Origin of the sequence: Mycolicibacterium agri, from assembly GCF_002553505.1 — a bacterium.
GTDB classification, from domain to species: Bacteria; Actinomycetota; Actinomycetes; order Mycobacteriales; family Mycobacteriaceae; genus Mycobacterium; species Mycobacterium agri.
The window spans coordinates 38,649-61,234 of record NZ_PDCP01000027.1; the positions used below are offsets into that span (position 1 = coordinate 38,649).

General features: G+C 69.1%; 18 protein-coding genes, 1 tRNA gene and 1 pseudogene. 12 read left to right on the forward strand and 8 right to left on the reverse strand.

The features are described from left to right. Positions 1-31: 31 nt before the first annotated feature. Positions 32-1,381 (forward strand): alpha/beta hydrolase domain-containing protein, encoded by a 1,350-nt coding sequence (locus CQY20_RS16275; RefSeq protein WP_097941113.1) that lies wholly within the window; start codon positions 32-34, stop codon positions 1,379-1,381. Between the two features lie 111 nt (positions 1,382-1,492). Here the strand turns inward: CQY20_RS16275 and CQY20_RS16280 are convergent, their stop codons facing one another. Continuing rightward, positions 1,493-1,978 carry a hypothetical protein gene (locus tag CQY20_RS16280; protein ID WP_097941114.1) on the reverse strand — a complete coding sequence of 162 codons (486 nt, stop codon included), beginning with the start codon at positions 1,976-1,978 and terminating at the stop codon, positions 1,493-1,495. 198 nt (positions 1,979-2,176) lie between these two features. On the opposite strand from CQY20_RS16280, the gene CQY20_RS16285 reads away from it, so the two are divergent. From CQY20_RS16285 to stpK7, 4 genes and pseudogenes are all read left to right on the forward strand, one after another. Continuing rightward, positions 2,177-3,835: a serine/threonine-protein kinase gene (locus CQY20_RS16285; protein ID WP_097941115.1), complete on the forward strand. Its 1,659-nt coding sequence runs from the start codon at positions 2,177-2,179 to the stop codon at positions 3,833-3,835. Positions 3,836-3,853: 18 nt separating this feature from the next. Next, positions 3,854-4,006: a hypothetical protein gene (locus CQY20_RS34875; RefSeq protein WP_165789267.1), complete on the forward strand. Its 153-nt coding sequence runs from the start codon at positions 3,854-3,856 to the stop codon at positions 4,004-4,006. Between the two features lie 27 nt (positions 4,007-4,033). Continuing rightward, positions 4,034-4,329: pseudogene (locus CQY20_RS16290) on the forward strand (mycothiol transferase); the annotation flags it as partial. 111 nt (positions 4,330-4,440) lie between these two features. After that, a complete protein-coding gene (gene stpK7, locus CQY20_RS16295; protein ID WP_097941116.1) occupies positions 4,441-6,228 on the forward strand; it encodes a serine/threonine protein kinase StpK7 in 1,788 nt (595 codons plus the stop codon). A 1-nt stretch (position 6,229) separates the two neighbouring features. Here the strand turns inward: stpK7 and CQY20_RS16300 are convergent, their stop codons facing one another. Further along, on the reverse strand, positions 6,230-6,574 hold the full coding sequence (locus CQY20_RS16300) for a type II toxin-antitoxin system HicB family antitoxin (RefSeq protein WP_097941117.1): 345 nt from the start codon (positions 6,572-6,574) through the stop codon (positions 6,230-6,232). A gap of 150 nt (positions 6,575-6,724) precedes the next feature. Here CQY20_RS16300 and CQY20_RS16305 point away from each other — a divergent pair, with 150 nt between their 5' ends. Beyond that, the gene (locus CQY20_RS16305) at positions 6,725-7,327 is read left to right on the forward strand and encodes a rhomboid-like protein (protein WP_097941118.1); all 603 of its coding nucleotides are present in this window, start codon (positions 6,725-6,727) and stop codon (positions 7,325-7,327) included. 25 nt (positions 7,328-7,352) lie between these two features. Here CQY20_RS16305 and CQY20_RS16310 read toward each other — a convergent pair whose 3' ends face one another. From CQY20_RS16310 to selD, 5 genes are read right to left on the reverse strand one after another with little or no spacing between them, the layout of a single operon-like run. After that, entirely contained in the window at positions 7,353-8,147 is a 795-nt protein-coding gene (locus tag CQY20_RS16310) for an aminoglycoside phosphotransferase family protein (RefSeq protein WP_097941119.1), read from the reverse strand. Continuing rightward, the gene (locus CQY20_RS16315; RefSeq protein WP_097941120.1) at positions 8,144-10,237 is read right to left on the reverse strand and encodes a xanthine dehydrogenase family protein molybdopterin-binding subunit; all 2,094 of its coding nucleotides are present in this window, start codon (positions 10,235-10,237) and stop codon (positions 8,144-8,146) included. Before CQY20_RS16315 ends, CQY20_RS16310 begins: the two co-directional genes overlap by 4 nt. After that, entirely contained in the window at positions 10,234-11,244 is a 1,011-nt protein-coding gene (locus CQY20_RS16320) for an FAD binding domain-containing protein (protein ID WP_097941121.1), read from the reverse strand. The genes CQY20_RS16315 and CQY20_RS16320 overlap by 4 nt, the downstream gene beginning before the upstream one ends. Further along, on the reverse strand, positions 11,241-11,771 hold the full coding sequence (locus tag CQY20_RS16325) for a 2Fe-2S iron-sulfur cluster-binding protein (RefSeq protein ID WP_097941122.1): 531 nt from the start codon (positions 11,769-11,771) through the stop codon (positions 11,241-11,243). Before CQY20_RS16325 ends, CQY20_RS16320 begins: the two co-directional genes overlap by 4 nt. Positions 11,772-11,822: 51 nt before the next feature. Then, positions 11,823-12,824, reverse strand: coding sequence for a selenide, water dikinase SelD (selD, locus tag CQY20_RS16330; RefSeq protein WP_371871105.1), 1,002 nt, complete (start codon positions 12,822-12,824; stop codon positions 11,823-11,825). Positions 12,825-12,854: 30 nt separating this feature from the next. Here selD and CQY20_RS16335 point away from each other — a divergent pair. The 6 genes from CQY20_RS16335 to nrfD all read left to right on the forward strand — a co-directional run bounded on the left by CQY20_RS16335 (position 12,855) and on the right by nrfD (position 21,190). Beyond that, positions 12,855-12,949 (forward strand) — tRNA-Sec (locus tag CQY20_RS16335). A 75-nt stretch (positions 12,950-13,024) separates the two neighbouring features. Then, a complete protein-coding gene (gene selA, locus CQY20_RS16340) occupies positions 13,025-14,305 on the forward strand; it encodes an L-seryl-tRNA(Sec) selenium transferase (RefSeq protein ID WP_097941123.1) in 1,281 nt (426 codons plus the stop codon). Beyond that, entirely contained in the window at positions 14,293-15,975 is a 1,683-nt protein-coding gene (locus tag CQY20_RS16345) for a SelB domain-containing protein (protein WP_097941124.1), read from the forward strand. The genes selA and CQY20_RS16345 overlap by 13 nt, the downstream gene beginning before the upstream one ends. A gap of 40 nt (positions 15,976-16,015) precedes the next feature. After that, complete coding sequence (gene fdh, locus CQY20_RS16355; RefSeq protein WP_474630424.1) at positions 16,016-19,282, forward strand: formate dehydrogenase; 3,267 nt, start codon at positions 16,016-16,018, stop codon at positions 19,280-19,282. Continuing rightward, a complete protein-coding gene (locus tag CQY20_RS16360) occupies positions 19,279-20,172 on the forward strand; it encodes a 4Fe-4S dicluster domain-containing protein (RefSeq protein WP_097941127.1) in 894 nt (297 codons plus the stop codon). Before fdh ends, CQY20_RS16360 begins: the two co-directional genes overlap by 4 nt. A gap of 28 nt (positions 20,173-20,200) precedes the next feature. After that, positions 20,201-21,190: an NrfD/PsrC family molybdoenzyme membrane anchor subunit gene (gene nrfD / locus CQY20_RS16365; RefSeq protein WP_097941128.1), complete on the forward strand. Its 990-nt coding sequence runs from the start codon at positions 20,201-20,203 to the stop codon at positions 21,188-21,190. A gap of 97 nt (positions 21,191-21,287) precedes the next feature. Here nrfD and CQY20_RS16370 read toward each other — a convergent pair whose 3' ends face one another. Continuing rightward, a complete protein-coding gene (locus CQY20_RS16370) occupies positions 21,288-22,571 on the reverse strand; it encodes an amino acid ABC transporter substrate-binding protein (RefSeq protein ID WP_097941129.1) in 1,284 nt (427 codons plus the stop codon). Between the last annotated feature and the right edge of the window lie 15 nt (positions 22,572-22,586).

Genomic DNA, 22,586 nt, shown 5'->3' on the forward strand with positions numbered 1-22,586 from the left:
TATCACCCGGTCGATCGATAGTGTCGTCGCCATGCCGTCCGTCACACCCGTCGAGGGCCAGCCGAACCTGATCATCGGCGCCTACGATCTCGCCGACTTGGGCTATGCGGCCCAGGAGTACTTCGTCTCGGGCACGGCGTCGTCGTACGCGGGCGAAGGCGCACAGGCGGACTACACCACCCGCGTCGTGGCGCTGACGCCGATCGATGTCGAGAAGTTCAACGGCACCGCGATGGTGGAGTGGCTCAACGTCAGCGGCGGCGTCGACGCGCCCGCGGTCTGGTTGATGGCCCACCGTGAAATCGTGCGCGAGGGCTACGCCTACGTCTGCGTGTCGGCCCAGCAGGTCGGCGTCCAGGGCGGTATGAGCCTCGTCGGCGACTTCTCGTTGAAAACCCAGAACCCGCAGCGGTATTCGCAGCTGCATCACCCCGGCGACGCCTACTCGTACGACATGTTCAGCCAGGTCGGCGCGCTGGTCCGCGACGGCGACGAGGTGCTCGGCAGGCTGAAGCCGAAATACGTTGTCGCGGTCGGCGAATCGCAGTCGGCAATGTATCTGACCACCTACATCAATTCGGTGGATCGCCTGGCCAACGTCTTCGACGGGTTCCTTGTGCACTCGCGGTTCGGCGGGTCGGCGCCGCTGGACGGCACCAACACGCTCGAGGCGATGGCGGGCGGTTTGAAGGATCCCGCGCCGTTCCGCGACGACCTGCGGGTGCCCGTGATGAGTGTCATCACCGAGACCGACGTCGTCGGCGCGATCCTGCCGGGCTACTACGTCGCTCGGCAGCAGGACACCGAGCACCTGCGGACGTGGGAGATCGCGGGCACCTCACACGCCGACGCCTACACGATCGCGGTCGGGTTCATCGACAGCGGCGCGACACCGATGGAGCAGATCGCCGCCGCCTACACGCCGACCGACACATTGATGGGTCAGCAACTCGACCACTGCATCAACTTCGCGCCGCAACACCACTACGTGCTGCAGGCGGCGCTGAACGGGTTGCACGAGTGGGTGCGCACCGGCACGCCGCCGCCGAGCGCGCCGCGGTTGGAGGTCGGCGACGAGGATCCGCCGCCGCTGGTCCGCGACGAGCATGGCATCGCCGAAGGAGGCCTGCGGACGCCCTGGGTCGACGTGCCGGTCGCCGTCACCTCCGGCGAGGTCGGCGACGCGACCGAGCAACCGATCGCGCTGCTCTTCGGCACGGGTGAGCGGTTCGACGAGCACACCCGCGATGAGTTGTATCCCGGCGGCAAGAACGAGTATCTGGCCCGCTTCACCGACTCTTTGGACGCGACGATCCGGGCGGGCTACCTGTTGCGGGCCGACCGCGACGAGATCCTGGCGCTCGCGGCGGCCACCTACTAACCACTTCCGCGAGCGTGAAGCATGTGCGAGAAATCGGCACGAAAATCGCAGAGGTTTCACGCTGGGCGGCAAGGAGTGGGCGCCCCGACGGCAACGCGGCTATGAGCGCGGCTACGACCGCGGCGTCAGTCTGACCGCGGCCACGCCTTCGCGCCGCGCCGCCTCGGTGAACTCCTCGACGGTGGGGATGCGGCCGTCACGGAACTTCAGCCCCATCAGGCGCTGTGCCTCCTTGACGCCGTACGACTCGGCCGCGCGGTGGCACACGTGCGCGACGGCGGTGGGGTCGCGGATCAGCTCGCCGCGCATGGTGGTGGTCCGCCCGTCGAGAAGCACCTCGGCGTCGGCGCCGTCGCGGAAGTTGGCTTTCCAGCCCGCGGCGGCGATCGCGTAGAGATCGCCGTCAATGCGGTGTGCGGTGACGGGGATCGAGTAGCGCCGTCCGCTCTTGCGGCCGGTGAAGTTCAACACCATGAGCTGCTTGCGAGCTCTACCGGCAAGCGGTGTTCGCAGAAGCCGGCGCACGAGCGGGTTTACCGCATGCAGAACGGCTTCCGGTGGATGCGAGATGGTCACTGCGGGCGACTGTTCTGCCATGCCAGTACCGTAGAACCTATTGGGGCCCTTGGGGCCCCCATTCGCGTCGCGTTCTGTCGGGGGAACAGGCGTCCGCATCCAGGTCAACTGGCTGCCGGATGAGTAAAACGGGCGTCGATGCGGGAACAACAGGTTGGAGCCGCACGTCGGGCCGGCGGCGGTGGTTCGCGACGTGCGAAGGGACGGAAAGGAATACGAATGGCCTCCCCGCAGGGCGGTTCACGACTGGGCACTCGATTCGGCCCGTATGAGCTGCATTCTCTGATCGGTGTCGGGGGAATGGGCGAGGTGTATCGCGCGTACGACACCGTCAAGGAGCGGATGGTCGCCGTCAAACTGCTACGCGCCGAGATGGCCGCGGACAAGAGCTATCAGGAGCGCTTCCGCCGCGAGTCCAGGGTCGCGGCTCGACTGCAGGAACCGCATGTCATCCCGGTGCACGACTTCGGCGAGATCGACGGCACCCTGTTCATCGACATGCGCCTCGTCGAGGGCCACAGCCTGAAGGACGAACTGCGAAACAACGGGCCGCTGGAGCCGAAGCGGGCGGTGAACATCATCTCCCAGGTGGCGTCGGCGCTCGACGCCGCGCACGCCGACGGCCTGGTGCACCGCGACATCAAGCCGGAGAACGTGCTGCTGACGCCCGACGACTTCGCCTATCTCGTCGACTTCGGCATCGCCCACGCCGGCGGCGACGCCAGCGTGACGTCGACGGGTCTGATCATCGGCTCGGCCGCCTACATGGCCGCGGAACGGTTTGCCGGCGGGAAGGTCGGGCCTGCCGCCGACATCTACTCGTTGGCGTGTCTGCTGTACGAATGCCTCACGGGCCGGGCGCCTTTCGAAACCGGCGGCGATTTGCGGCAGCTGATGAGCGCGCACATGTTCTCGCCGCCGCCGCGGCCCAGCATCATGCGCAGGGGCATCAACCGCGCGTTCGACGAAGTGATCGCGAAAGGCATGGCCAAGACGCCGGGGGACCGGTACGCGACCGCGGGCGAGCTGGCCAAGGCGGCGAGGGCGGCCGCGGAGGGCGCCGCGCTGCCGCCAGCGCCGCCGCCGCCCGCGCTGAATCCGCCGAACACAGCGCCGACGAATCCGCAGAGCACGCGGCCGTTCACAGCGCTCTACGAGAACCCGGCAGGCACGGGATACACGCCGTACCCGCCGGCCGCCTACGCGCAGAGCCCGCAGGCCCCGCAGACACCTCAGCCGCCGCCGCCACCGCCGGGCAAGAAGCGGTTCAACACCACGCAGGTGGTCCTCGGCGCCGCGGTTATCGTGCTGTTCGCGGCCGCTGTCGTGCTGGCCTCGATGCTGGTGTTCAGTGACCGCGACGGCGCCTCAGAGCCGCAGACCAGGCTGGCGGCCCCGCCGTCGCCGAGCACCACGACGGTGACGACGACGGCCCCGACGACGACCGCGGCCACCACAACAGCCACATCGACGCCGACCACCACGCCCACGACCACCCCGACCACGCCGACCACAACGCCCACCACGGCGACCACGCCTGCGCCCGGCTTCGCGAACATGACGGGCGTGGACAGCCAGGGCTTCGTCGGGCACACCACACGCTGCGATCCCGGTTCCAAACTGGTGTCGGCCATCCAGACGTCGCAGTCGATGGCGGTGGTGTGCGAGACGTCGCCGGGGAACTACCAGTACCGCGGCGAACGGTTGCGCGACGGCGCCAACATCCAACTCGACAACGCCAGGCCGAACGGAAGCGGGTTCGACGCCGTCAACCCGGCCGACGGCGCCCGCTACGAGGTGCGCCCGGACCGGCTGCGGATCCTCAGCGGCAGCGGTGTCGACTCCGATGAGCCTGCGCTGCAATACGGCTCGCAGTAGCGATAGGAAGGTCTTTCGATGGAACACAACGATCCGCCGGCCAAGCCCGAAGACGCCACCAAGGTGACCGAGGAGCAGCGCGAGATCCAGGACGAGCTCGACCACCAGAACGACGACCCCGACGCGCCTGGCGGTCACCAGACCCGCGAGCAGGTCGCCGACGAGACGTAGCCGCCGATGACGTCGAGCGAGCGGCCGGTGCCGCCGTCGACGATGACGCTGCTGGGGTTGATCCAGCACGCCGCCGAAGTGGAACGCAACTGGTTCCGCCGCGTGCTGGCCGGTGAGGACGCGCCGCCGCGCAGATCTGGCAAGACGAAATCGACCGCGCCCGCGCCAACTGCGCGACGCGGCAGCTGGACGACACCAGCCCGTTTGCGGCCGGCGCGGTGAGTTTGCGCTGGATCTATGCGCACATGATCGGCGAGTATGCGCGCCATTGCGGACATGCGGATTTGATTCGCGAGCGTATCGACGGTGTGACCGGCGTCTGAGCGGAGTTGCCTGCGGTGTTCTGTTGTGCGCACGCACGGACAACCCCGGCAAACGTGGTGTAGCTTCAAGCGACATATCAAAGTGGGTTCGCCTGCCCAGGAGTAAACGCGTTGGATGCGACACCATTCGGGCACTATCGGCTTCAGGAGCTGATCGGCCGGGGCGGAATGGGCGAGGTCTACAAGGCCTACGACACCAACACCGACCGCGTCGTCGCACTGAAGGTACTGCCGTCGCACCTGGCCAAGGACGAGGTCTTCCAGAAGCGGTTCCGGCGCGAGTCGCAGGCCGCCGCAGGCCTGAACGAACCGCATGTGGTGCCGATCCACGGCTTCGGAGAATTCGACGACAAGCTCTACCTGGACATGCGGCTGATCGAGGGTCGCAACCTCGGCTCGATCATCAGCGACGGCGGCAGGCTGAAGCCGTCGCTTGCGGTGTCGATCATCGAACAGGTCGCGGCCGCGTTGGACGCCGCGCATGAGCAGGGGCTGATCCACCGCGACGTCAAGCCGTCGAACATCCTGATCACCGACCACGACTTCGCCTACCTGATCGATTTCGGGCTGGCCCGCACGGCCGGTCAGCAGGGTCTGACGACCGCGGGCAGCACGCTGGGCACGATGGCGTACATGTCGCCCGAGCGCTTCGAGGGCGGCGAGATCGACCCGCGTTCGGATGTCTACGCGCTGACGTGCGTGCTTTATGAATGCCTGACGGGTTCGCGGCCCTATCCGGTGGACAGCCTCGAGCAGCAGATCGCCCGCCACATCAACGCGCCGCCGCCGAAGCCGTCGGCCACCGACCCGAAGCTGGCCGCGTTCGACGATGTCATCGCCAAGGGCATGGCGAAGAAGCCGGCCAAGCGCTATCAGACCGCGGGCGAACTCGCGGCCGCGGCGCGGCAGGCGCTCAGCGTGCCGGTGCGGACGACGGGCGGCGGATCGGGCCGCCACTCCGCGGGGCGGGCAAAGCGCGGTGGACTGTCGGCGCGGGCGGTGGCGCTGGCGGGCGCTGCGGTGCTGGTGATCGCGGCGCTGGCGGTCGCGGGGTGGCAGCTTTGGGGTGTACGAAGCGAAAGCGGATCCACCTCGCCGACGTCGGCGGTCGCGGAAGGTCCGGAGGGGATGGTTCCCGAGATCGCGGCGACGCTGCCCGCCGACATCAAGGGGTCCGGCCGGTTGACGATCGGCGTCAACGTGCCGTACGCCCCCAACGAGTTCAAGAACTCCGGCGGCGACATCGTCGGCTTCGACGTCGACCTGATGAACGCGCTGGCAAAGACGTTGGGCCTCATCCCGGAATACCGCGAGTTCGTGTTCGAGGACATCATCCCAACGGTGCAGCGCGGCGAGTTGAACGTCGGGATGTCGTCATTCACCGACACTTTCGAGCGTCAGGAACGCGTCGACTTCGTGACGTACTTCTCGGCGGGCACGCTGTGGGCGCAGCGCGCCGGATCCGGTGTCGACCCGAACGCCGCGTGCGGGCTGCGGGTCGGGATGACACCGGGCACGACGCACGAGACCGTCGAGATTCCCGCCAAGAGCGACCAGTGCGTGGCGGCGGGCCTGCCGCCGGTGCAGGCGGTGGTCTATCCGCGTCAGGACGAGCTGACCACGGCCTTGATCAACGGCGAGATCGACGCGATTTCGGCGGATTCGCCGGTGACCGGGTTCGCGATCAAGGGCAGCGGCGGCGCCTTGGAGCCGGCAGGCGAGGTGTTCGACACCGCGCCGTACGGCTGGCCGGTGGCCAAGGGCTCCAGGCTGGCGGAATCGTTGCGGCTGGCGTTGGAGCACGTCATGTCGACCGGCGAGTACGCGGCCATCGCGACCAAGTGGGGCGTCGATGCGGGGATGATCGACAAGCCGGTGATCAACGGCGCGGTCAGCTAGTTCACCAGTCCAGTGTCGGCTTGCGGTCGGTGAGCTTCTGCAGGACCCATTGGTTGAGCGAAACGGCTTGCTCGTTGGCTTCCATCACCAGCCGGGCGTGCAGGTTGCGCGACATGCGGACCATGAAACGACCGCTGAAGTTCCTCTCGGACAACGGTTTCGGTGGTTCGAGGCCGAAGACCTCTTCGCGTTCTTGGAGGTAGGCGACGACGGCGGCCTCGGCGCGGGCGAGGGCCTCCTGCGCGGTCGGAGCCGTCGCGAAGAGTCCGTCGATCTCCAGGCACCGGGCGAAATATTGGACGCTGTCCTCCGACCACTCCACGCGGTAGGTGTAGTGGGTGTCCACGCCCCGACGCTACCGTGCGGGAAAGCGTGCTCCCGACACGAGTTTCGGGCGCTTTCGTCACTCCAGTCACAAAATCGGAACCGATAGTGCCCGTCGAATTGTGGCACCAGATGCGGTACCACAAACGCGCCTGCTCGGTAAGTTGACCATGTGGTCGATGCCCCGCTGAGCTACCTCTGGCTGGCCGTCCTGTTCGTCACCACGCGCATCCAGCGGTCGGCCGGGCGGCACGGCGGCAAGCGGATTCAGCGCGCGCATTCCACCAACCTGCGCCGTCTGCGCTCCGAGCCGTCGCGGGTGCTCGCGGCGATCCTGTTCTGGCTCGACGACCCGAGATGGTGGCCCTACGTGCCGATGTTCGTCGGCGTCGTCGCGCCGGCCGAACGCCGATTGGGTTCGTGGCGTTGGCTTTTCGTCGGCATCGCGGCGCACGTCATCGGGACCCTTGTTGGGCAGAGCTTTCTGCGGCTGCTGATCCACCGCGGCAGGGCGCCTCAGCGCTTGGTGAACGCACGCGACGTCGGCGCCAGCTACTTCATGCTCGGCGTGGCAGGCGCGTTGTCCGGCTACGTGGTTCGGCCGTGGCGGCGACGGTGCCAAGTCGCGGCGCTCGGCGCGCTGAGCGTCAACGCCATCGCGCGGCCGACCTTCACCGAGGTCGGCCATCTGACGGCCTTTCTCGTCGGGCTCGCAGCCGTTCCCCTTGCACCCGACCGCGAACGTCTGCCCTATCCGCGCGGGAGGGGACGCTGATGTGCCGCAGCCCAACCAACGCAGTTCACTCCTGGACTGCCTTGACCAGAGCGACATACTTCGTCATGTTCGAAGGGTCGCGCGTCGCCTCCCGCACCGCCCGCGCGATGACCCACGCGCGGGCGCGGTCCTCGTCGAACCCAGCCGCGTCGACCAGCGCGAAAAACCGCCGCTGCACACCGAAACGAACGCTTCGGCCCGTGCCGAGCTCATCCCAGCGGTGCCACAGCATGGGCGCGATCTCGTAGGCCGGATCACCGTTCACCGCACGGGGCGCAATCGCCAACCACCGCGACCGCTCACCGGCGAGCACCTTGCCGTAGTGCAGATTCCCGTGCAGCACATGCGAATCCGGCACCGACGACAACTCCCGGCACAGCGCGACAGCCTGCTCGACCAGCCGATGCGGCACAGGCGCGCTGCGCGGCAGCGCCGACAACTCGTCGGCCCACTGCACCAGCAGCCCGGAAAGCGACGGCAACTGCGGCATGGCAGGCACATGCAGCGCCCGATACAGCTCGACGACCGCCGCGCACGCGTCGACGTCGGACAACGACTCCAGAGACGACGGCCCCGCCCGCTCCAACAACAGCGCGCGCCGGTGCGGGTCGGCCCGCAACAGCCGCACCGCACCCGAGCCGCCCCACCGCCTCAGCACCAGATGCTCGTGCTCGGAGTGGCCCACCTTCGCCACCGCCGGCGATCCGTCCGCCGTCCGCACCGGCACGACAACAGCGTGGGAGCCGCGGACGGCCGAACCGTCCAACCGCAGATCCCACTCGTCGACCAGTTCGCCGACCAACCGATCAACCAAAGTCACGTCAACAGCGCGTCGCACATCACCGGTAAGTCTCGCACCCGCACACCGCTTGCGTGATAGACGGCGTTCACCACAGCCGCCGCGGACCCGACGATGCCGATCTCGCCCGCTCCGCGCGAACCCATCGGATTCGAGTACGGGTCGACGTCGTCCAACCAGATCGCGTCGATCTCGGGGATGTCCGCATGCGAGCTGATGTGGTACGTGGCCAGGTCCTGCGTCACCACGTGCCCGAAGCGGTGATCGCGAAAACCCTCCTCGTGCAACGCCATCGACAGCCCCATTGTCATGCCGCCGATGAACTGCGAGCGCACCGTCGTCGGATTGATCACCCGGCCCACCGAGAACACGCCCAGCATCCGCGACACATGGATCTCGCCGGTGTGGGTGCTGACCCGCGCCTCGACGAAATGCGCGCCGAACGAGTACATCGCGCGCTCCTTGGCCTCCGGATTCTCCGGCGCATCGGCAACGCTGACGGCGCCCACCTCGGGATTCGAGCCGTGCGAGCGCCGAAATTCCCGCGCCGCAGCCACAATCGCGCGGCCCCACGAGCTGATGCCCGACGAACCGCCCTCCACCGACGCCGTGGGCAACGCGCTGTCGCCGATCTGCAACTCGACGCCCGACAATGAGCAGTCCAGCGCGTCGGCCGCGATCTGCGACAGTGCCGTCCACGTGCCGGTGCCGATGTCGGCCGCGCCGATCTGCACGACGTAGCGGTCCGGCGCTGCATACTCGATGCGCGCCGAGTTGCCCGGCTGGATCATCGCCGGGTACACCGACGACGCCACACCGGTGCCCACCAGCCATTCACCGTCACGCCGCACCCCTGGCGTGGGATCCCGTGGCGCCCAACCGAACCGATCGGCTCCGGTGCGCAGACACTCCACCAGCCGGCGGTCCGACCACGGATGCCCCGTCTCGGGGTCGACGTCGGGCTCGTTGCGCACCCGCAGCTCGATCGGGTCGAGCCCGCACGCCACGGCCAGCTCGTCCATCGCGACCTCGAGGCCGTACATGCCGGGGCACTCGCCTGGCGCCCGCATCCAGAACGGCACCGGAACATCAAGCGCCGCCAACCGATGCGACGTCGAGCGGTTGGCACCGGCGTACATCATCCGCGACGGTACGGCGGTCTGCTCGGCGTACTCCTTGACCGTCGCGGTCTGTTCGACGACGTCGTGGCTGATCGCTGTCAGCGTGCCGTCCCGTCGCGCACCCAGCCGGATGTGCTGAATGGTCGGCGTGCGATACCCCGCGATCGCGAACGTCTGCTGTCGCGCAAGCGCCAACTTCACCGGGCGTCCGCTGACCCGTTGCGCGGCCATCGCGGCGAGAATGTTGTGCGAGTGCGGCGCCCCCTTCGAGCCGAAGCCGCCGCCGACATGCTTGGCGATGACGCGCACCTGCTCCTTGTCGAGGCCGAACGACGTCGCCAGCTGCTCGCGGACGACGTGCACGCCCTGGGTGGAGTCGTACATCGTCAACTGCGGCCGATCGCCGTCGGCCGACCAAATCGCAATGCACGCATGCGGTTCCATGGGGTTGTTGTGCTCGTGCGGCGTGCTGTACGTTTCGTCGACGACGACATCGGCCTCGCGAAGCGCCGCCTCCACGTCGCCTTCCGAGGTGTCGGTGGGAAACGAGGCGTTCACCTCCTCCGGCGCATACAGCTGCGGATGGTCGGCGCGCAGCTCGGTGTCGTGGGCGGCCGCCTCGTAGTGCACCTGTACGAGATCAGCTGCATCCCGGGCGATTTCGGCGGTCTCGGCGATGACGCCGCCGATCAGCTGGCCCCGGTAGTGCACCTGGTCGTCCTGCAGGATCGTCAGGTCGCCGTCGGAGGTGTCGGCCAGCGGCGGTGCGTCGAACATGCTGAAGACGTCGACGACACCGTCGACGGCCTGCGCCTCGGTGGTATAGATGGCCTTGACCCGTCCGCGGGCGATGGTGGCCTGCACCGGATGCAGGTACAGCGGGTCGTCGACGGGATGCTCGACGGCATACGGCGCGGCGCCGGTCACCTTTGCGGGCCCGTCGAGCCGGGTGACGCGGGTGCCGATGACCCGCGGCTGAAGGGCCGTCACAGCTGCCGCCCTTCCGCCAGCGCGGTCAGCGTCGCGACGATGGTCCGCCGCGTAAGCTCCACCTTGAACTCGTTGCCCGCCAACGGTTTCGCCTCGACCAGCTCCGCTTCGGCGGCTGCGCGGAAGCTGTCAGAAGAAACTGGCGAGCCGACGAGCCTCTTCTCGACCCGTCGCGCTCGCCAGGGCTTGTGGGCCACCCCGCCCAGCGCGACGCGCGCCGAGGTGACAGTGCCGTCAGTGCCGTCGGTGCCGTCGTCGACGACCAATTCAGCGGCCACCGACGTCAACGCGAACGCGAACGACGCGCGGTCGCGCACCTTTCGATACGTCGAGCGCGCACCGGCAGGCGGCGCAGGAATCTCCACCGCCGTGATGAGCGCGCCCGGCGGCAGCACAGTGTCCTGCTCCGGCCGGTCGTCGGGCAATCGGTGAAACTCCGTCACCGGCACACGGTGTTCGCCGTCGCCGTCGACGAACACCACGACCGCGTCGAGTGCGGCCATCGCGACGGCCATGTCGGACGGGTGCACCGCCACGCAGTGCTCGGAGGCGCCGAGTATGGCGTGGTAGCGCACGTAGCCGCCGATCGCCGAACAGCCTTCGCCGGGTGTGCGCTTGTTGCACGGCGTGGTGATGTCCTGGAAGTACACACAGCGCGTGCGCTGCAACAGGTTCCCCGCCGTCGTCGCCAGATTGCGCAGTTGACCCGACGCCGCCGACAGCAGCGCTCGCGCCAGCACGGGATAGCGGCTGCGGACCACAGGATGCGCGGCCAGGTCGCTGTTGCGGACGTCGGCGCCGATGCGCAGCCCGCCGTCGGGCAACTGCTCGATGTCGGTCAGCGGCAGATGTCCGACGTCGACCACGAGGCCGGGCGCGACGACACCCAGCTTCATGTGGTCGACCAGGTTGGTGCCGCCTGCCAGGAACACGGCGTCGGGTCGGTCGGCGACCGCGGTGACGGCGTCGGCGACGCTGGTGGCGCGGTGGTAGTCGAACGGCCTCATCGGGCGGCCCCGTGCGGATGCGCGTCGTGGATCGCGGCGACGATGTTCGGATACGCCGCGCAGCGGCACAGGTTGCCGCTCATGCGCTCGCGGATCTCGGCGTCGGACAGTTCCGGAACGCCGTCGAGATCAGCGGTGACGAAGCTGGGTTGGCCCGCCTTGAGCTCGTCGAGCATGCCGACCGCCGAGCAGATCTGGCCGGGTGTGCAGTAGCCGCACTGGAATCCGTCGTGCTCGAGGAACGCCTCGGCGATCGGGTGCAGCGCGTCGGCGTTGCCCAGCCCTGCGGCCGTGACGATCTCGGCGCCGTCGTGGGCGACCGCCAACGCCAGGCATGAGGTCGCGCGCCTGCCGTCCAACAGGACCGTGCACGACCCGCACTGGCCGTGATCGCACCCCTTCTTCGGGGCGGTCACGCCGAGGCGTTCGCGTAGCAGGTCCAGCAGCGTGACGCGGTTGTCGACGCGCACGGTGTGGGCGGTGCCGTCGACCTCCAACGTGATCTCGGTGAAGTGGGCTGACTCCATCGAACCGGCGTACCCAGGTGGCAAATGCTGAAACGGGGCCCGCCGCCACGGTCAGCGCACGACGATGGTGTGCTCGCCGGCGGGCACCAACTCGCCGATGACCGGCGCGCCGGGGATCTCGCCCGCGATCAACAGCCCACCGGAGGTCTGCGCGTCGGCCAGCAGCAGCGCCTCGTCCTCGTCGATCGCCGAGAGGTCGATGTGCGGGCGCACCCAGTCCAGGTTGCGGCGCGTGCCGCCGCTGACGTAGCCGTGCGCCAGCGCTTCGCGGGCGCCGTCGATGTACGGCACCGCGGCGGTGTCGACGACGGCGGTCACGCCGCTGGCGCGCGCCAGCTTGTGCAGATGTCCCAGCAACCCGAAGCCCGTGACGTCGGTCGCGCAGTCGACACCGGCCGCCAGCGCAGCGGCAGAGGCGTCGGCGTTGAGCGTCGTCATCACCTCGATCGCTTGCGGAAACACGTCGCCGGTGGCCTTGTGCCTGCTGTTGAGCACCCCGACGCCCAGCGGCTTGGTCAGCGACAGCGGTGTGCCTGGTTTGCCGGAGTCGTTGCGCAGCAAGCGATTTGGGTCGGCTATCCCCGTCACGGCCAGGCCGTACTTGGGCTCGGGGTCGTCGACGCTGTGCCCGCCGGCGAGGTGGCAGCCTGCTTCTGAACAGACGTCCATGCCGCCGCGCAGCGTCTCGGCGGCCAGCTCGAACGGCAGCACATCGCGCGGCCAGCCGAGCAGGTTGACCGCCACCACCGGCCGACCGCCCATCGCGTAGACGTCGGACAGCGCGTTGGTCGCCGCGATGCGGCCCCAGTCGTAGGGGTCGTCGACGACCGGCGTGAAGAAGTCCGTCGTCGCGATCAAGGCGCTGCCGCCGTCGATCCGGACCGCGGCGGCGTCGTCACCGTCGTCCAGCCCGACGAGAAGCTCGCCGACGGGATCGCGCGGCCGCGCCTTGGTCAGGCCGCGGACCACGTCCTCCAGCTCGCCGGGTGGGATCTTGCACGCGCAGCCGCCGCCGTGGGCGTACTGGGTCAGTCGGTAGGTCACGGTCTCCATCGTGCCTGCCATGATGAAGCCATGGGCCAGGGAGGCGTATCCGATCTGGTGATCGGCACGATCTTCAAAATCGCTGAGCGGCAGATGCTGTCGCTGGCGGGTTCGATTCCCGTCCGCCTCCGCCACCCTTCCCGCGATTTCGGCGCGTCAGGGTGCGCTCAGCGCCCGTTTGCGCGCCGAAATCGCCGCCGGGAGGCGCGGTGACTGACCCGCGCCGCCGCGTGCCCCGCACCGACGCCCTGCTGGCCGATCCGCGGTTGGTCGACGCGCAGCGCACGCTGGGCCGCGAACTCGTGAAAAGCGTTGTCGCGCAAGCGCAGGCGCGGGCCCGCGAAGGCGTCATCCAGCCCGAACAGGTGGCCGACGACGCCGTCGCGGCCCTGCCCGCCAGCGCGGCGAGCCTGCGGCCGGTCATCAACGCGACGGGCGTCGTCGTGCACACCAACCTCGGGCGTGCGCCGCTGTCGCGGGCGGCCGTCGACGCCGTGGTGACCGCCAGCGGAGCCACCGACGTCGAGTTCGACCTGCAGACCGGCCGCCGCGCCCGCCGCGGACGGGGCGCGCTGGAAGCGCTGGCCCGCGCGGTCCGGACGGCCGGCGGCGTGCACGTGGTCAACAACAACGCCGCCGCGCTGCTGCTGACCGCAATGACGTTGGCGCCCGGGAAAGAGATCGTGGTCAGCCGCGGCGAGCTCATCGAGATCGGCGACGGCTTCCGGCTGCCCGACCTGATGCAGTCGGCCGGCGCCCGGTTCCGCGAGGTCGGCACCACCAACCGCACGCACCTGCGCGACTACACCGACGCGATCGGCCCCGACACCGGCTTCGTGCTCAAGGTGCACCCGTCGAACTACCACGTCAGCGGGTTCACGTCGACGGTGTCGGTGCCCGAATTGACCGACTTGGGCGTGCCGGTGGTCGCCGACATCGGCTCGGGCCTGCTGACGCCGCATCCGCTGCTGCCCGACGAGCCCGACGCGACGACCATGCTGCGCGACGGGGCCGACCTGGTCACCGCCAGCGGCGACAAGCTGCTCGGCGGCCCGCAGGCCGGGCTGCTGTTCGGCCGCGCCGATCTGATCGAGCGGCTGCGACGCCACCCCGCCGCCCGCGCGCTGCGCGTCGACAAGCTCACCCTGGCCGCGCTGGAGGCCACGCTGGTCGGCCCGCCCCCGCCCGTCGCGCAGGCGCTCGACGCCGACGTCGCCGACCTGCGCAATCGCGCCCAGCGGATCGCCGACCGACTGCCCGACGCCAAGGCCGTCGACTGCGTCGCGGCCGTCGGCGGCGGCGGCGCCCCTGGCGTCGAGCTGCCCAGCGCCGCGGTCAGCCTGCCGGAAGCCTGCGCGGCGCCGCTGCGCACCGGAACGCCCGCGGTCGTCGGGCGGTTGGAGAACGGCCGCTGCCTGCTGGATCTGCGCACGGTCGCGGCCGAGGACGACGACGCGCTTGTCCGGGCGGTGCAGGCATGCATGTCGTAGCCACCGCCGGTCACGTCGACCACGGCAAGTCGACGCTGGTGCAGCGGCTCACCGGCATGTGGCCCGACCGGCTGGCCGAGGAGCAGCGCCGCGGCCTGACGATCGACCTCGGGTTCGCCTGGACGGAGATCGACGGGCGGCAGTTCGCGTTCGTCGACGTGCCGGGCCACGAGCGGTTCGTGGCGAACATGCTCGCCGGGGTCGGGCCGGTGCCCGCCGTGATGTTCGTCGTCGCGGCGACCGAGGGCTGGATGCCGCAGTCCGACGAGCATCTGGCCGCGATCGCGGCGCTCGGCGTGCGCGACGTGATGGTCGTCATCAGCAAGGACGACCTGGCCGACCCCGCGGCGGCGATCGCTCAGGTGCGCGAGCGGCTGCCCGACGCGCCGATCGTGCGGGGATCCGATCTCGACGCGGTGCGGGCCGAATTGGTTGCGCTCGTTGACCGGCTGCCCGCGCCTGACGGCGACGCCGACGTGCGGCTGTGGGTCGACCGCTCATTCACCGTGCGCGGCGCGGGAACCGTCGTCACCGGCACGCTGGCGGCGGGCACGATCCGCGTCGGCGACGAACTCGAGCACGACGGGCGGCGCGTCACCGTGCGCGGGCTGCAGTCGTTGGAGCGCGACCGGGACTCGGTGGCCGCGGTGGCCCGCGTGGCGGTGAACCTGCGCGGCATCGACCGCCAGCACATCGGTCGCGGCGACACCGTCCGCACACCCGGCGCGTGGCTGGACACCGCCGAGATCGACGTCGCGCTGCGCAATCCCGGTGAACTGCACCGGCAATTGGTGCTGCACATCGGGTCGGCCGCGGTGCCCGTGCATGTCCGCCCGCTCGGGCCGGCCGCGGCGCGGTTGCGGCTGACGCGGCCGTTGCCGTTGCGCGTCGGCGACATCGGCTTGCTGCGCGATCCCGGCGAGCACCGCATCGCGGCGGGCACCGAGGTGCTCGACGTGCGGCCGCCCCCGCTGCGTCGGCGCGGGGCGGCGCGGGAGCGCGCGCAGGAGTTGGCGACCGGCCGTGCCCGACCGCCGGTGTGCGCGAGGGCAGAAGAGTTGCGCGCCATGGGATTTCCCGTATCGGGGCAGCGTGTCGGCGATTGGGTCGTCGACCCGAATTGGTGGGCGCGGCGTCGTGAACGGTTGGCCTCGGCGCTCACCGAATGGTCGGCCGCCCACGACATCGCGGCGGGCATGCCGCTGGAGACGGCGCGGCAGGCGCTTGGCCTGCCCGCCACGGAACTTGTCGTCGAGCTGCTGTCCGGGACCGGACTCGAGGTCGTCGACGGGCGCATCCGGCGGCCGGGCGCGTCGCTGCCGCCGCGCGTCGACAAGGCGATACAGACGGTGGAGGAGTGGCTGGCGGCCGAACCGTTCCGCGCGCCTGAGGCCGACGAACTCGCCGAGCTCAAGCTGGGGGCGAAGGAACTCGCGGCGGCGGTCCGCGTCGGGCGGCTGACCCGCATCGCCGACGGGATCGTGCTCGGCCCGAACGCCTGCGAACGCGCCGCCGAGGTGCTCAGGACGCTGCCGCAGCCCTTCACCGTGGCGGAAGCCAAACGGGCGCTGGACACCACGCGCCGCGTCGCCGTGCCGTTGCTGGAAGAGCTGGACCGGCGACGCATCACGCGCCGCGCCGACAACGGCACCCGTACGGTGGTTGGATAGACGGCGAACGGGTAGGAGGGACGTCGTGGACTTCGAGAACTTGCTTCGGTCGTGGCCGGTGTACAGGCAACTGACAGGTGATGACAAGTTGGGTCGCGGCAAGGCCGCACAGTCCAAGCGCTCGCTGACGCTGACACCGCGCACCGTCGACGCCGACAAGGTCGCCCACTCCGTCTGCCCCTACTGCGCGGTCGGCTGCGCGCAGAAGGTCTACGTCAAAGACGGCAAAGTCACCCAGATCGAGGGCAACCCCGACAGCCCCATTTCGCGAGGCCGGCTGTGCCCCAAGGGTTCTGCGAGCAAACAGCTCGTGACGGGTCCGCAGCGGCTGACCAAGGTTCGCTATCGCGCGCCGTATGCGAAGGACTGGCAGGACCTGGACCTCGACACCGCGATGGACATGGTCGCCGACCGCGTGCTCGAGGCCCGCGAAAAGGGCTGGCAGCAGTTCGACAAGGACCGCAACACGCTGCGTCGCACCATGGGCATCGCGAGCCTGGGTGGTGCGACCCTGGACAACGAAGAGAACTATCTGATCAAGAAGCTCTTCACGGCGCTGGGCGCGTTGCAGATCGAGAACCAGGCCCGTATTTGACACAGCGCCACGGTTCCCGGTCTGGGAGCCTCCTTCGGTCGCGGCGGGGCGACGGATTACCAGCAAGACCTCGCTAATTCGGACTTCATCGTCATCATGGGCTCGAACATGGCCGAGGCCCATCCCGTCGGGTTCCAGTGGGTGATGGAGGCCAAGGCGCGCGGCGCCCGTGTGGTGCACATCGACCCGCGGTTCACCCGCACCAGCGCGGTCGCCGACCAGCATGTGCCGCTGCGCGCGGGCAGTGACATTGCGTTCCTCGGCGGGGTGATCAACTACATCCTGTCCAACGAACTCGACTTCCGCGAGTACGTCACCGCATACACCAACGCGTCGTTCCTCGTCGACGAAAAATTCTGCGACACCGAGGATCTCGGCGGACTGTTCAGCGGCTACCACGACGAAACCGCCGCGTACGACACGTCCACCTGGCAGTACCAATCGACCGACGAGCACGAACGCGGCTCCGACGCCAAAGAGCGCGCGACCCCGGACGAATCGGGCTCCGGCGGTCCGCCCGTCGAAGGCGCGCAACGCATTCCGTCCGACCCGACGCTGCAGCACCCGCGCTGCGTGTACCAGATCCTCAAGCGGCACTACTCCCGCTACACACCGGACATGGTCGAGCGGGTGTGCGGCGTGCCCGCCGAGCAGTTCCTCCAGATCGCCAAGTGGTGGACCGAGAACTCGGGCCGCGAACGCACGTCGGCGCTGGTGTACAGCGTGGGCTGGACGCAACACTCGGTGGGCGCGCAGTACATTCGCGCGGGCGCCATCATCCAGTTGCTTCTCGGCAACATCGGTAGGCCCGGCGGCGGTGTCATCGCGTTGCGCGGTCACGCCAGCATTCAGGGCTCGACGGACGTGCCGACGCTGTTCAACCTGCTGCCCGGCTATCTCGCCATGCCCAAGGCGGGTCAGGAGACGCTGGCCGATTACCTCGACGACATCGTGAGCCGCAACCAGAAAGGCTTCTGGGGCAACGCCGACGCCTACATGGTGTCGCTGCTCAAGGAGTACTGGGGTGATGCGGCGACGGCCGAGAACGACTACTGCTTCGACTATCTGCCGCGCATCAACGGCGACCACGGCACCTATCGCACGGTGATGGACATGGTCGACGGCAAGGTGTTCGGCTACTTCCTGCTCGGGCAGAACCCGGCGGTCGGGTCGGCGCACGGACGGCTGCAGCGCCTCGGCATGGCCAACCTGGACTGGCTGGTGGTGCGCGACCTGGTCGAGATCGAGAGCGCGTCGTTCTGGAAGGACAGCCCCGAGGTCGAGACCGGCGAGATCAATCCGGAGACCTGCCGCACCGAGGTGTTCCTGTTCCCGGCCGCGTCGCATGTCGAGAAGGAGGGCACGTTCACGCAGACCCAGCGCATGCTGCAGTGGCGGGAGAAGGCCGTCGAACCGCCCGGCGACGCGCGATCGGAGCTGTGGTTCTTCTATCATCTCGGCCGGATCCTGCGCGAAAAGCTCGCGGGCTCAACCGATGAGCGCGACCGACCGCTGCTCGACCTGTGGTGGGACTACGAGGTGGACGGCGACGAGCCGTCGGCTGAAGACGTGCTGCGGCGCATCAGCGGCGTCGACCTGACGACGGGCCGCGCGGTCGACAACTACATGTCGCTGAAGGCCGACGGGTCGACGTTGTGCGGCTGCTGGATCTACAGCGGGGTGTACGCCGACGAGGTCAACCAGGCCGCGCGCCGCAAGGCTTATGACGGGCCGAAGTCTCACGCCTCCGCCGATGCGGAATGGGGCTGGACCTGGCCGATGAACCGGCGGGTGCTCTACAACCGCGCGTCGGCCGACCCGCAGGGCAGGCCGTGGAGCGAGCGTAAGAAGCTGGTCTGGTGGGACGCCGACAAGGGCGAGTGGACCGGATACGACGTGCCGGACTTCGAGAAGAACAAACCACCGGACTACCGCCCGCCAGAGGACGCGGTCGGTGTGGCGGCGCTGCGCGGCGACGACCCGTTCGTCATGCAGGCCGACGGCAAGGGCTGGCTGTTCGCGCCCAACGGTGTGCTCGACGGGCCGATGCCGACGCACTACGAGCCGCACGAGTCGCCGTTCGCCAACTCGCTGTATGCCCAGCAGGGCAATCCGGCGCGCAAAGTCTATGGGCGAGACGACAATCCGTCGAACCCGTCGCCGCCCGAGCAGCACGGCGAGGTGTTCCCGTATGTGCTGAGCACCGCGCGGTTGACCGAGCATCACACCGCGGGCGGCATGAGCAGGCAGCTGCCGTACCTCTCCGAACTGCAGCCCGGGCTGTTCGTGGAGGTGTCGCCTGCGCTGGCGCGCGAGCGCGGGCTGACGCACATGGGGTGGGCGCACATCATCACCAGCCGCACCGCTGTCGACGCGCGGGTGTTCGTCACCGACCGGATGCGTCCGCTGCGCGTCGAAGACCATGTCGTACACCAGATTTGGATGCCGTACCACTGGGGTAACAAGGGTCTCGTCGAGGGTGATGTGGTCAACGACCTGTTCGGCGTGGTGGCCGACCCGAATGTGTTCATCCAGGAGAGCAAGGTTGCGACGTGTGACATCCAGCCGGGGCAACGGCCGCGCGGGCCCGAGTTGCTGGCCTACATCGGCGGCTATCGCGACCGTGCGGGCATCACCCGCGAGACCGGCACCACGCTCGTCACCACCGAGCTCTCGACGCAGCACAGCGAGCCGGAAGAGGAACGACCATGAGCCAGAACAGCTTCTACGGCCCACTGGACGATGTCGCCGCCGACGCCGGATACGACTCGCAGCATCCGCCGCGGGTCGGGTTCTTCACCGACACGTCGGTGTGTATCGGCTGCAAGGCCTGCGAGGTGGCGTGCAAGGAGTGGAACAACGTTCCCGACGACGGGTTCAACCTGCTCGGGATGTCGTTCGACAACACGGGCATGCTGGGGGCAAACTCGTGGCGGCACGTGGCGTTCATCGAGCAGCCCGCGCGCGAGCCGGTCGACCTGGGCATGCCGTCGCGCGAGCGGCCCGGTGACGCGACGGGCGCCGAGACCCGACAGGACTTCCGCTGGCTGATGAGTTCGGATGTGTGCAAGCACTGCACGCACGCGGGCTGCTTGGATGTCTGCCCGACGGGCGCGCTGTTCCGCACCGAGTTCGGCACAGTCGTTGTGCAGCAGGACATCTGCAACGGATGCGGCTACTGCGTGTCGGGTTGTCCGTACGGCGTGATCGAACGCAGGGAGGGCGACGGCCGCGCGTGGAAGTGCACGCTGTGCTACGACCGGCTGCACGACGGGCTGGAGCCGGCGTGCGCGAAGGCGTGCCCGACGGACTCCATCCAGTTCGGTGACTTGGACGAGTTGCGTGAACGCGCCGCGCGGCGGGTGACCGAACTGCACGAGCGGGGTGTCACCGAGGCGCGGCTGTACGGCCACGACCCGAACGACGGCGTCGGCGGCGACGGCGCGTTCTTCCTACTGCTCGACGAGCCGGAAGTGTATGGCCTGCCGCCGGATCCGGTGGTGCCGACGCGCGACGCCGGACGGATGTGGCGATTCGCGGGGATGGCGGCGTCGGCGATGGTGGGGATGGCAGTGACGGCATTCGTGGGGCGGGGCCGATGAGCGCTTGCGCGAAGAGGAGACGGCACCGATGAAGGAAGATTTGGCGGTTCCGCGCGCGGAGTTCCGGTCGTACTACGGGCAGCCGATTCTCAAGACGCCGGTGTGGAACTGGATGATCGCGGCCTATCTGTTCTGCGGCGGGCTGTCGGCGGGCTCGGCGATGCTCGGCGCGGGCGCGGACCTGACCGGACGGCCGGGGCTGCGGAAGGTCAGCCGAATCGGTTCGCTGGTCAGCGTTTTGGCGAGCCTGTTTTTCCTCATCGCCGATCTTGGTCGGCCGGAACGCTTCCATCACATGCTGCGGGTGGCCAAGCCGAGCTCGCCGATGAGCATGGGCACCTGGATCCTGTCGGCGTACGGCCCCGGCGCGGGCCTGGCCGCCGTAGCGGAGCTGATGCCGAAGTGGCTGCGGCGGACGTGGATTGGTCGGCTGGTGGGTCGGCTGGCGCGACCTGCGGGGTTATGGGCCGCGAGCACCGCGCCGGGGGTCGCGTCTTACACGGCAGTCCTGTTGTCGCAGACGGCGGTTCCGGCCTGGCGGGAGGCGCACCCGTATCTGCCATTTGTGTTCACCGGTTCGGCGGCGGCCAGCGGCGGCGGGCTGGGCATGCTGCTGGCGCCGCTCGGCGAGACCGGTCCGGCGCGGCGGATGGCGGTGACGGGTGCGGCGCTCGAGGTCGCCGCGTCGCGCACGCTCGAGCAGCGCATCGGGTTGACCGCGGAGGCGTACACGACCGGCAGGCCGCACCGGCTGCGGCAGTGGGCGGAGATCCTGACGGTGGGCGGCGCGGTCGGCGCGGTGGTCGGCGGCCGCAGCCGCGCGGTGACGGCGGCGTCGGGCCTGGCGCTGCTGGCCGGTAGCGCGCTGCAGCGCTTCGGCGTGTTCGAGGCCGGTGTGGCATCGACGCGCGATCCGAAGTATGTGGTTGTGCCGCAACGGGAACGGCTGCAAGCGGGCCGGCCTGCCCGCGGCGACGACCGCGATTCCGGCCGTGTGACCGCCCGCCACCGCCGGTAGGTCTGAGCGCCACCCACCCCCACTCAGCGCCCGAATTGTGCATATGGCGACGCTTTCCTGCGAAATACCGTCGCCAGATGCACAAATCAGCAGTGAATTAGGTCAGCGGCGGCAACGGGTAGATGATCTTCGCCTCGGCCGCATCCGGCGGCGCAATCGCCTTGACCTGACCGCCCTGAATCTGCACCAGCATCGGGTCCAGCGCGGTGTTGTTGTGGAAGTGGTCGCCGTCGGTCGCGAACTTGATCGGCCCGTAGAAGGACTGCAGATCGGTCTGCGCGATCAACTCGTTCAGCTTGCCCCGCGACTCCTCCGACAGCGACGGCGGCTCACCCAGCTTCTCCACCGCGGCCTGCAGCACCTGCCCGGCCGCGCTGCACCCGGCGGCGGTGTAGTCCGGCGCCGTACCGTACTTGTCCTCGAACGCCTTGGCGTAGTCGGCGGCCGAACCGAACAGGTCGTCGCTGAACGCGGCCGTCGGCAGCCACACCGAAATCCCCAGCACGCCGTCGGCCTGCCGCCCCAACGCCTGCGCGAACGACGCGTCGGTGATGCCGTAGTGCTCGATGATCGCCTTCGGCGTGTATCCCGTTGCGGCCATGGCCTTCACGAAGTCGACCAGCAGCACGTCGTGTCCACCCACGGCGACGATGTCGGGCCGCTGCGCCGCGACCGCACCCGCCACCGGCGCCAGGTCGGCATTCGTCGGGAACAACCCGTAGTGCACCAGGTTCAAGCCCGCGTCCTGCACACCCTGCCGGAAGCCCTCCGCGGTGTTGTCCGAGAACGGCTCGTTCGCGCCGACGACCGCGGCCGAGACCGGCTTCGGATTGGCGACCTCCACAATCGACTGAATCGACCGGGCCGCTGTGGTATCGACCGCAGGGATGACACCAAAGGTGAACTCCGGCTTGCTCTTCCAGATGTTCGGCGACTCCGCCGAGCCGGCGATGCACGGCACCCGATACTTCGTGCAGATCGGGTCCATCGCGATCTGCACACCGCTGGTGTAGGCGCCGAAGATGGCGTTCACGCCCTCCTCGGTGACCAGCCGCGACGTGGCGTCGGCGCCGGTAGCGGGATCGCTCTTGCAGTCCTGCACGATCAGCTCGACGTTGTACTTCTGGTCGCCGATCGACAAGCCGCCCTTGTCGTTCACGGTGTCGGCCCACAGCTGGTATCCGCGTTGCGCGATCTGCCCGCCGGTCGCGGATTCGCCGGACAACTCGAGCACGGCGCCGACCTTGAAGGTGTCGGTCGCGCCGCCGCCTCCTCCGCCACCGCCGCCGCATGCCGCGAGCAGGCTCGGAGCGGCCATGGCGCCGCCCATCACCAGCCCGGCCCGGGTGAGGAACACTCGGCGATTGATGTTGCTGGACATGGTTACTCCTCTCGG

Bases quoted from the DNA above. Each gene is read 5' to 3' on its own strand.
- CQY20_RS16275 (WP_097941113.1), top strand. From the start codon at position 32: ATGCCGTCCGTCACACCCGTCGAGGGCCAGCCGAACCTGATCATCGGC.
- CQY20_RS16280 (WP_097941114.1), bottom strand. From the start codon at position 1,978: ATGGCAGAACAGTCGCCCGCAGTGACCATCTCGCATCCACCGGAAGCC.
- CQY20_RS16285 (WP_097941115.1), top strand. From the start codon at position 2,177: ATGGCCTCCCCGCAGGGCGGTTCACGACTGGGCACTCGATTCGGCCCG.
- CQY20_RS34875 (WP_165789267.1), top strand. From the start codon at position 3,854: ATGGAACACAACGATCCGCCGGCCAAGCCCGAAGACGCCACCAAGGTG.
- CQY20_RS16320 (WP_097941121.1), bottom strand. From the start codon at position 11,244: ATGAGGCCGTTCGACTACCACCGCGCCACCAGCGTCGCCGACGCCGTC.
- CQY20_RS16325 (WP_097941122.1), bottom strand. From the start codon at position 11,771: ATGGAGTCAGCCCACTTCACCGAGATCACGTTGGAGGTCGACGGCACC.
- selD (WP_371871105.1), bottom strand. From the start codon at position 12,824: ATGGAGACCGTGACCTACCGACTGACCCAGTACGCCCACGGCGGCGGC.
- CQY20_RS16345 (WP_097941124.1), top strand. From the start codon at position 14,293: ATGCATGTCGTAGCCACCGCCGGTCACGTCGACCACGGCAAGTCGACG.
- CQY20_RS16360 (WP_097941127.1), top strand. From the start codon at position 19,279: ATGAGCCAGAACAGCTTCTACGGCCCACTGGACGATGTCGCCGCCGAC.
- nrfD (WP_097941128.1), top strand. From the start codon at position 20,201: ATGAAGGAAGATTTGGCGGTTCCGCGCGCGGAGTTCCGGTCGTACTAC.
- CQY20_RS16370 (WP_097941129.1), bottom strand. From the start codon at position 22,571: ATGTCCAGCAACATCAATCGCCGAGTGTTCCTCACCCGGGCCGGGCTG.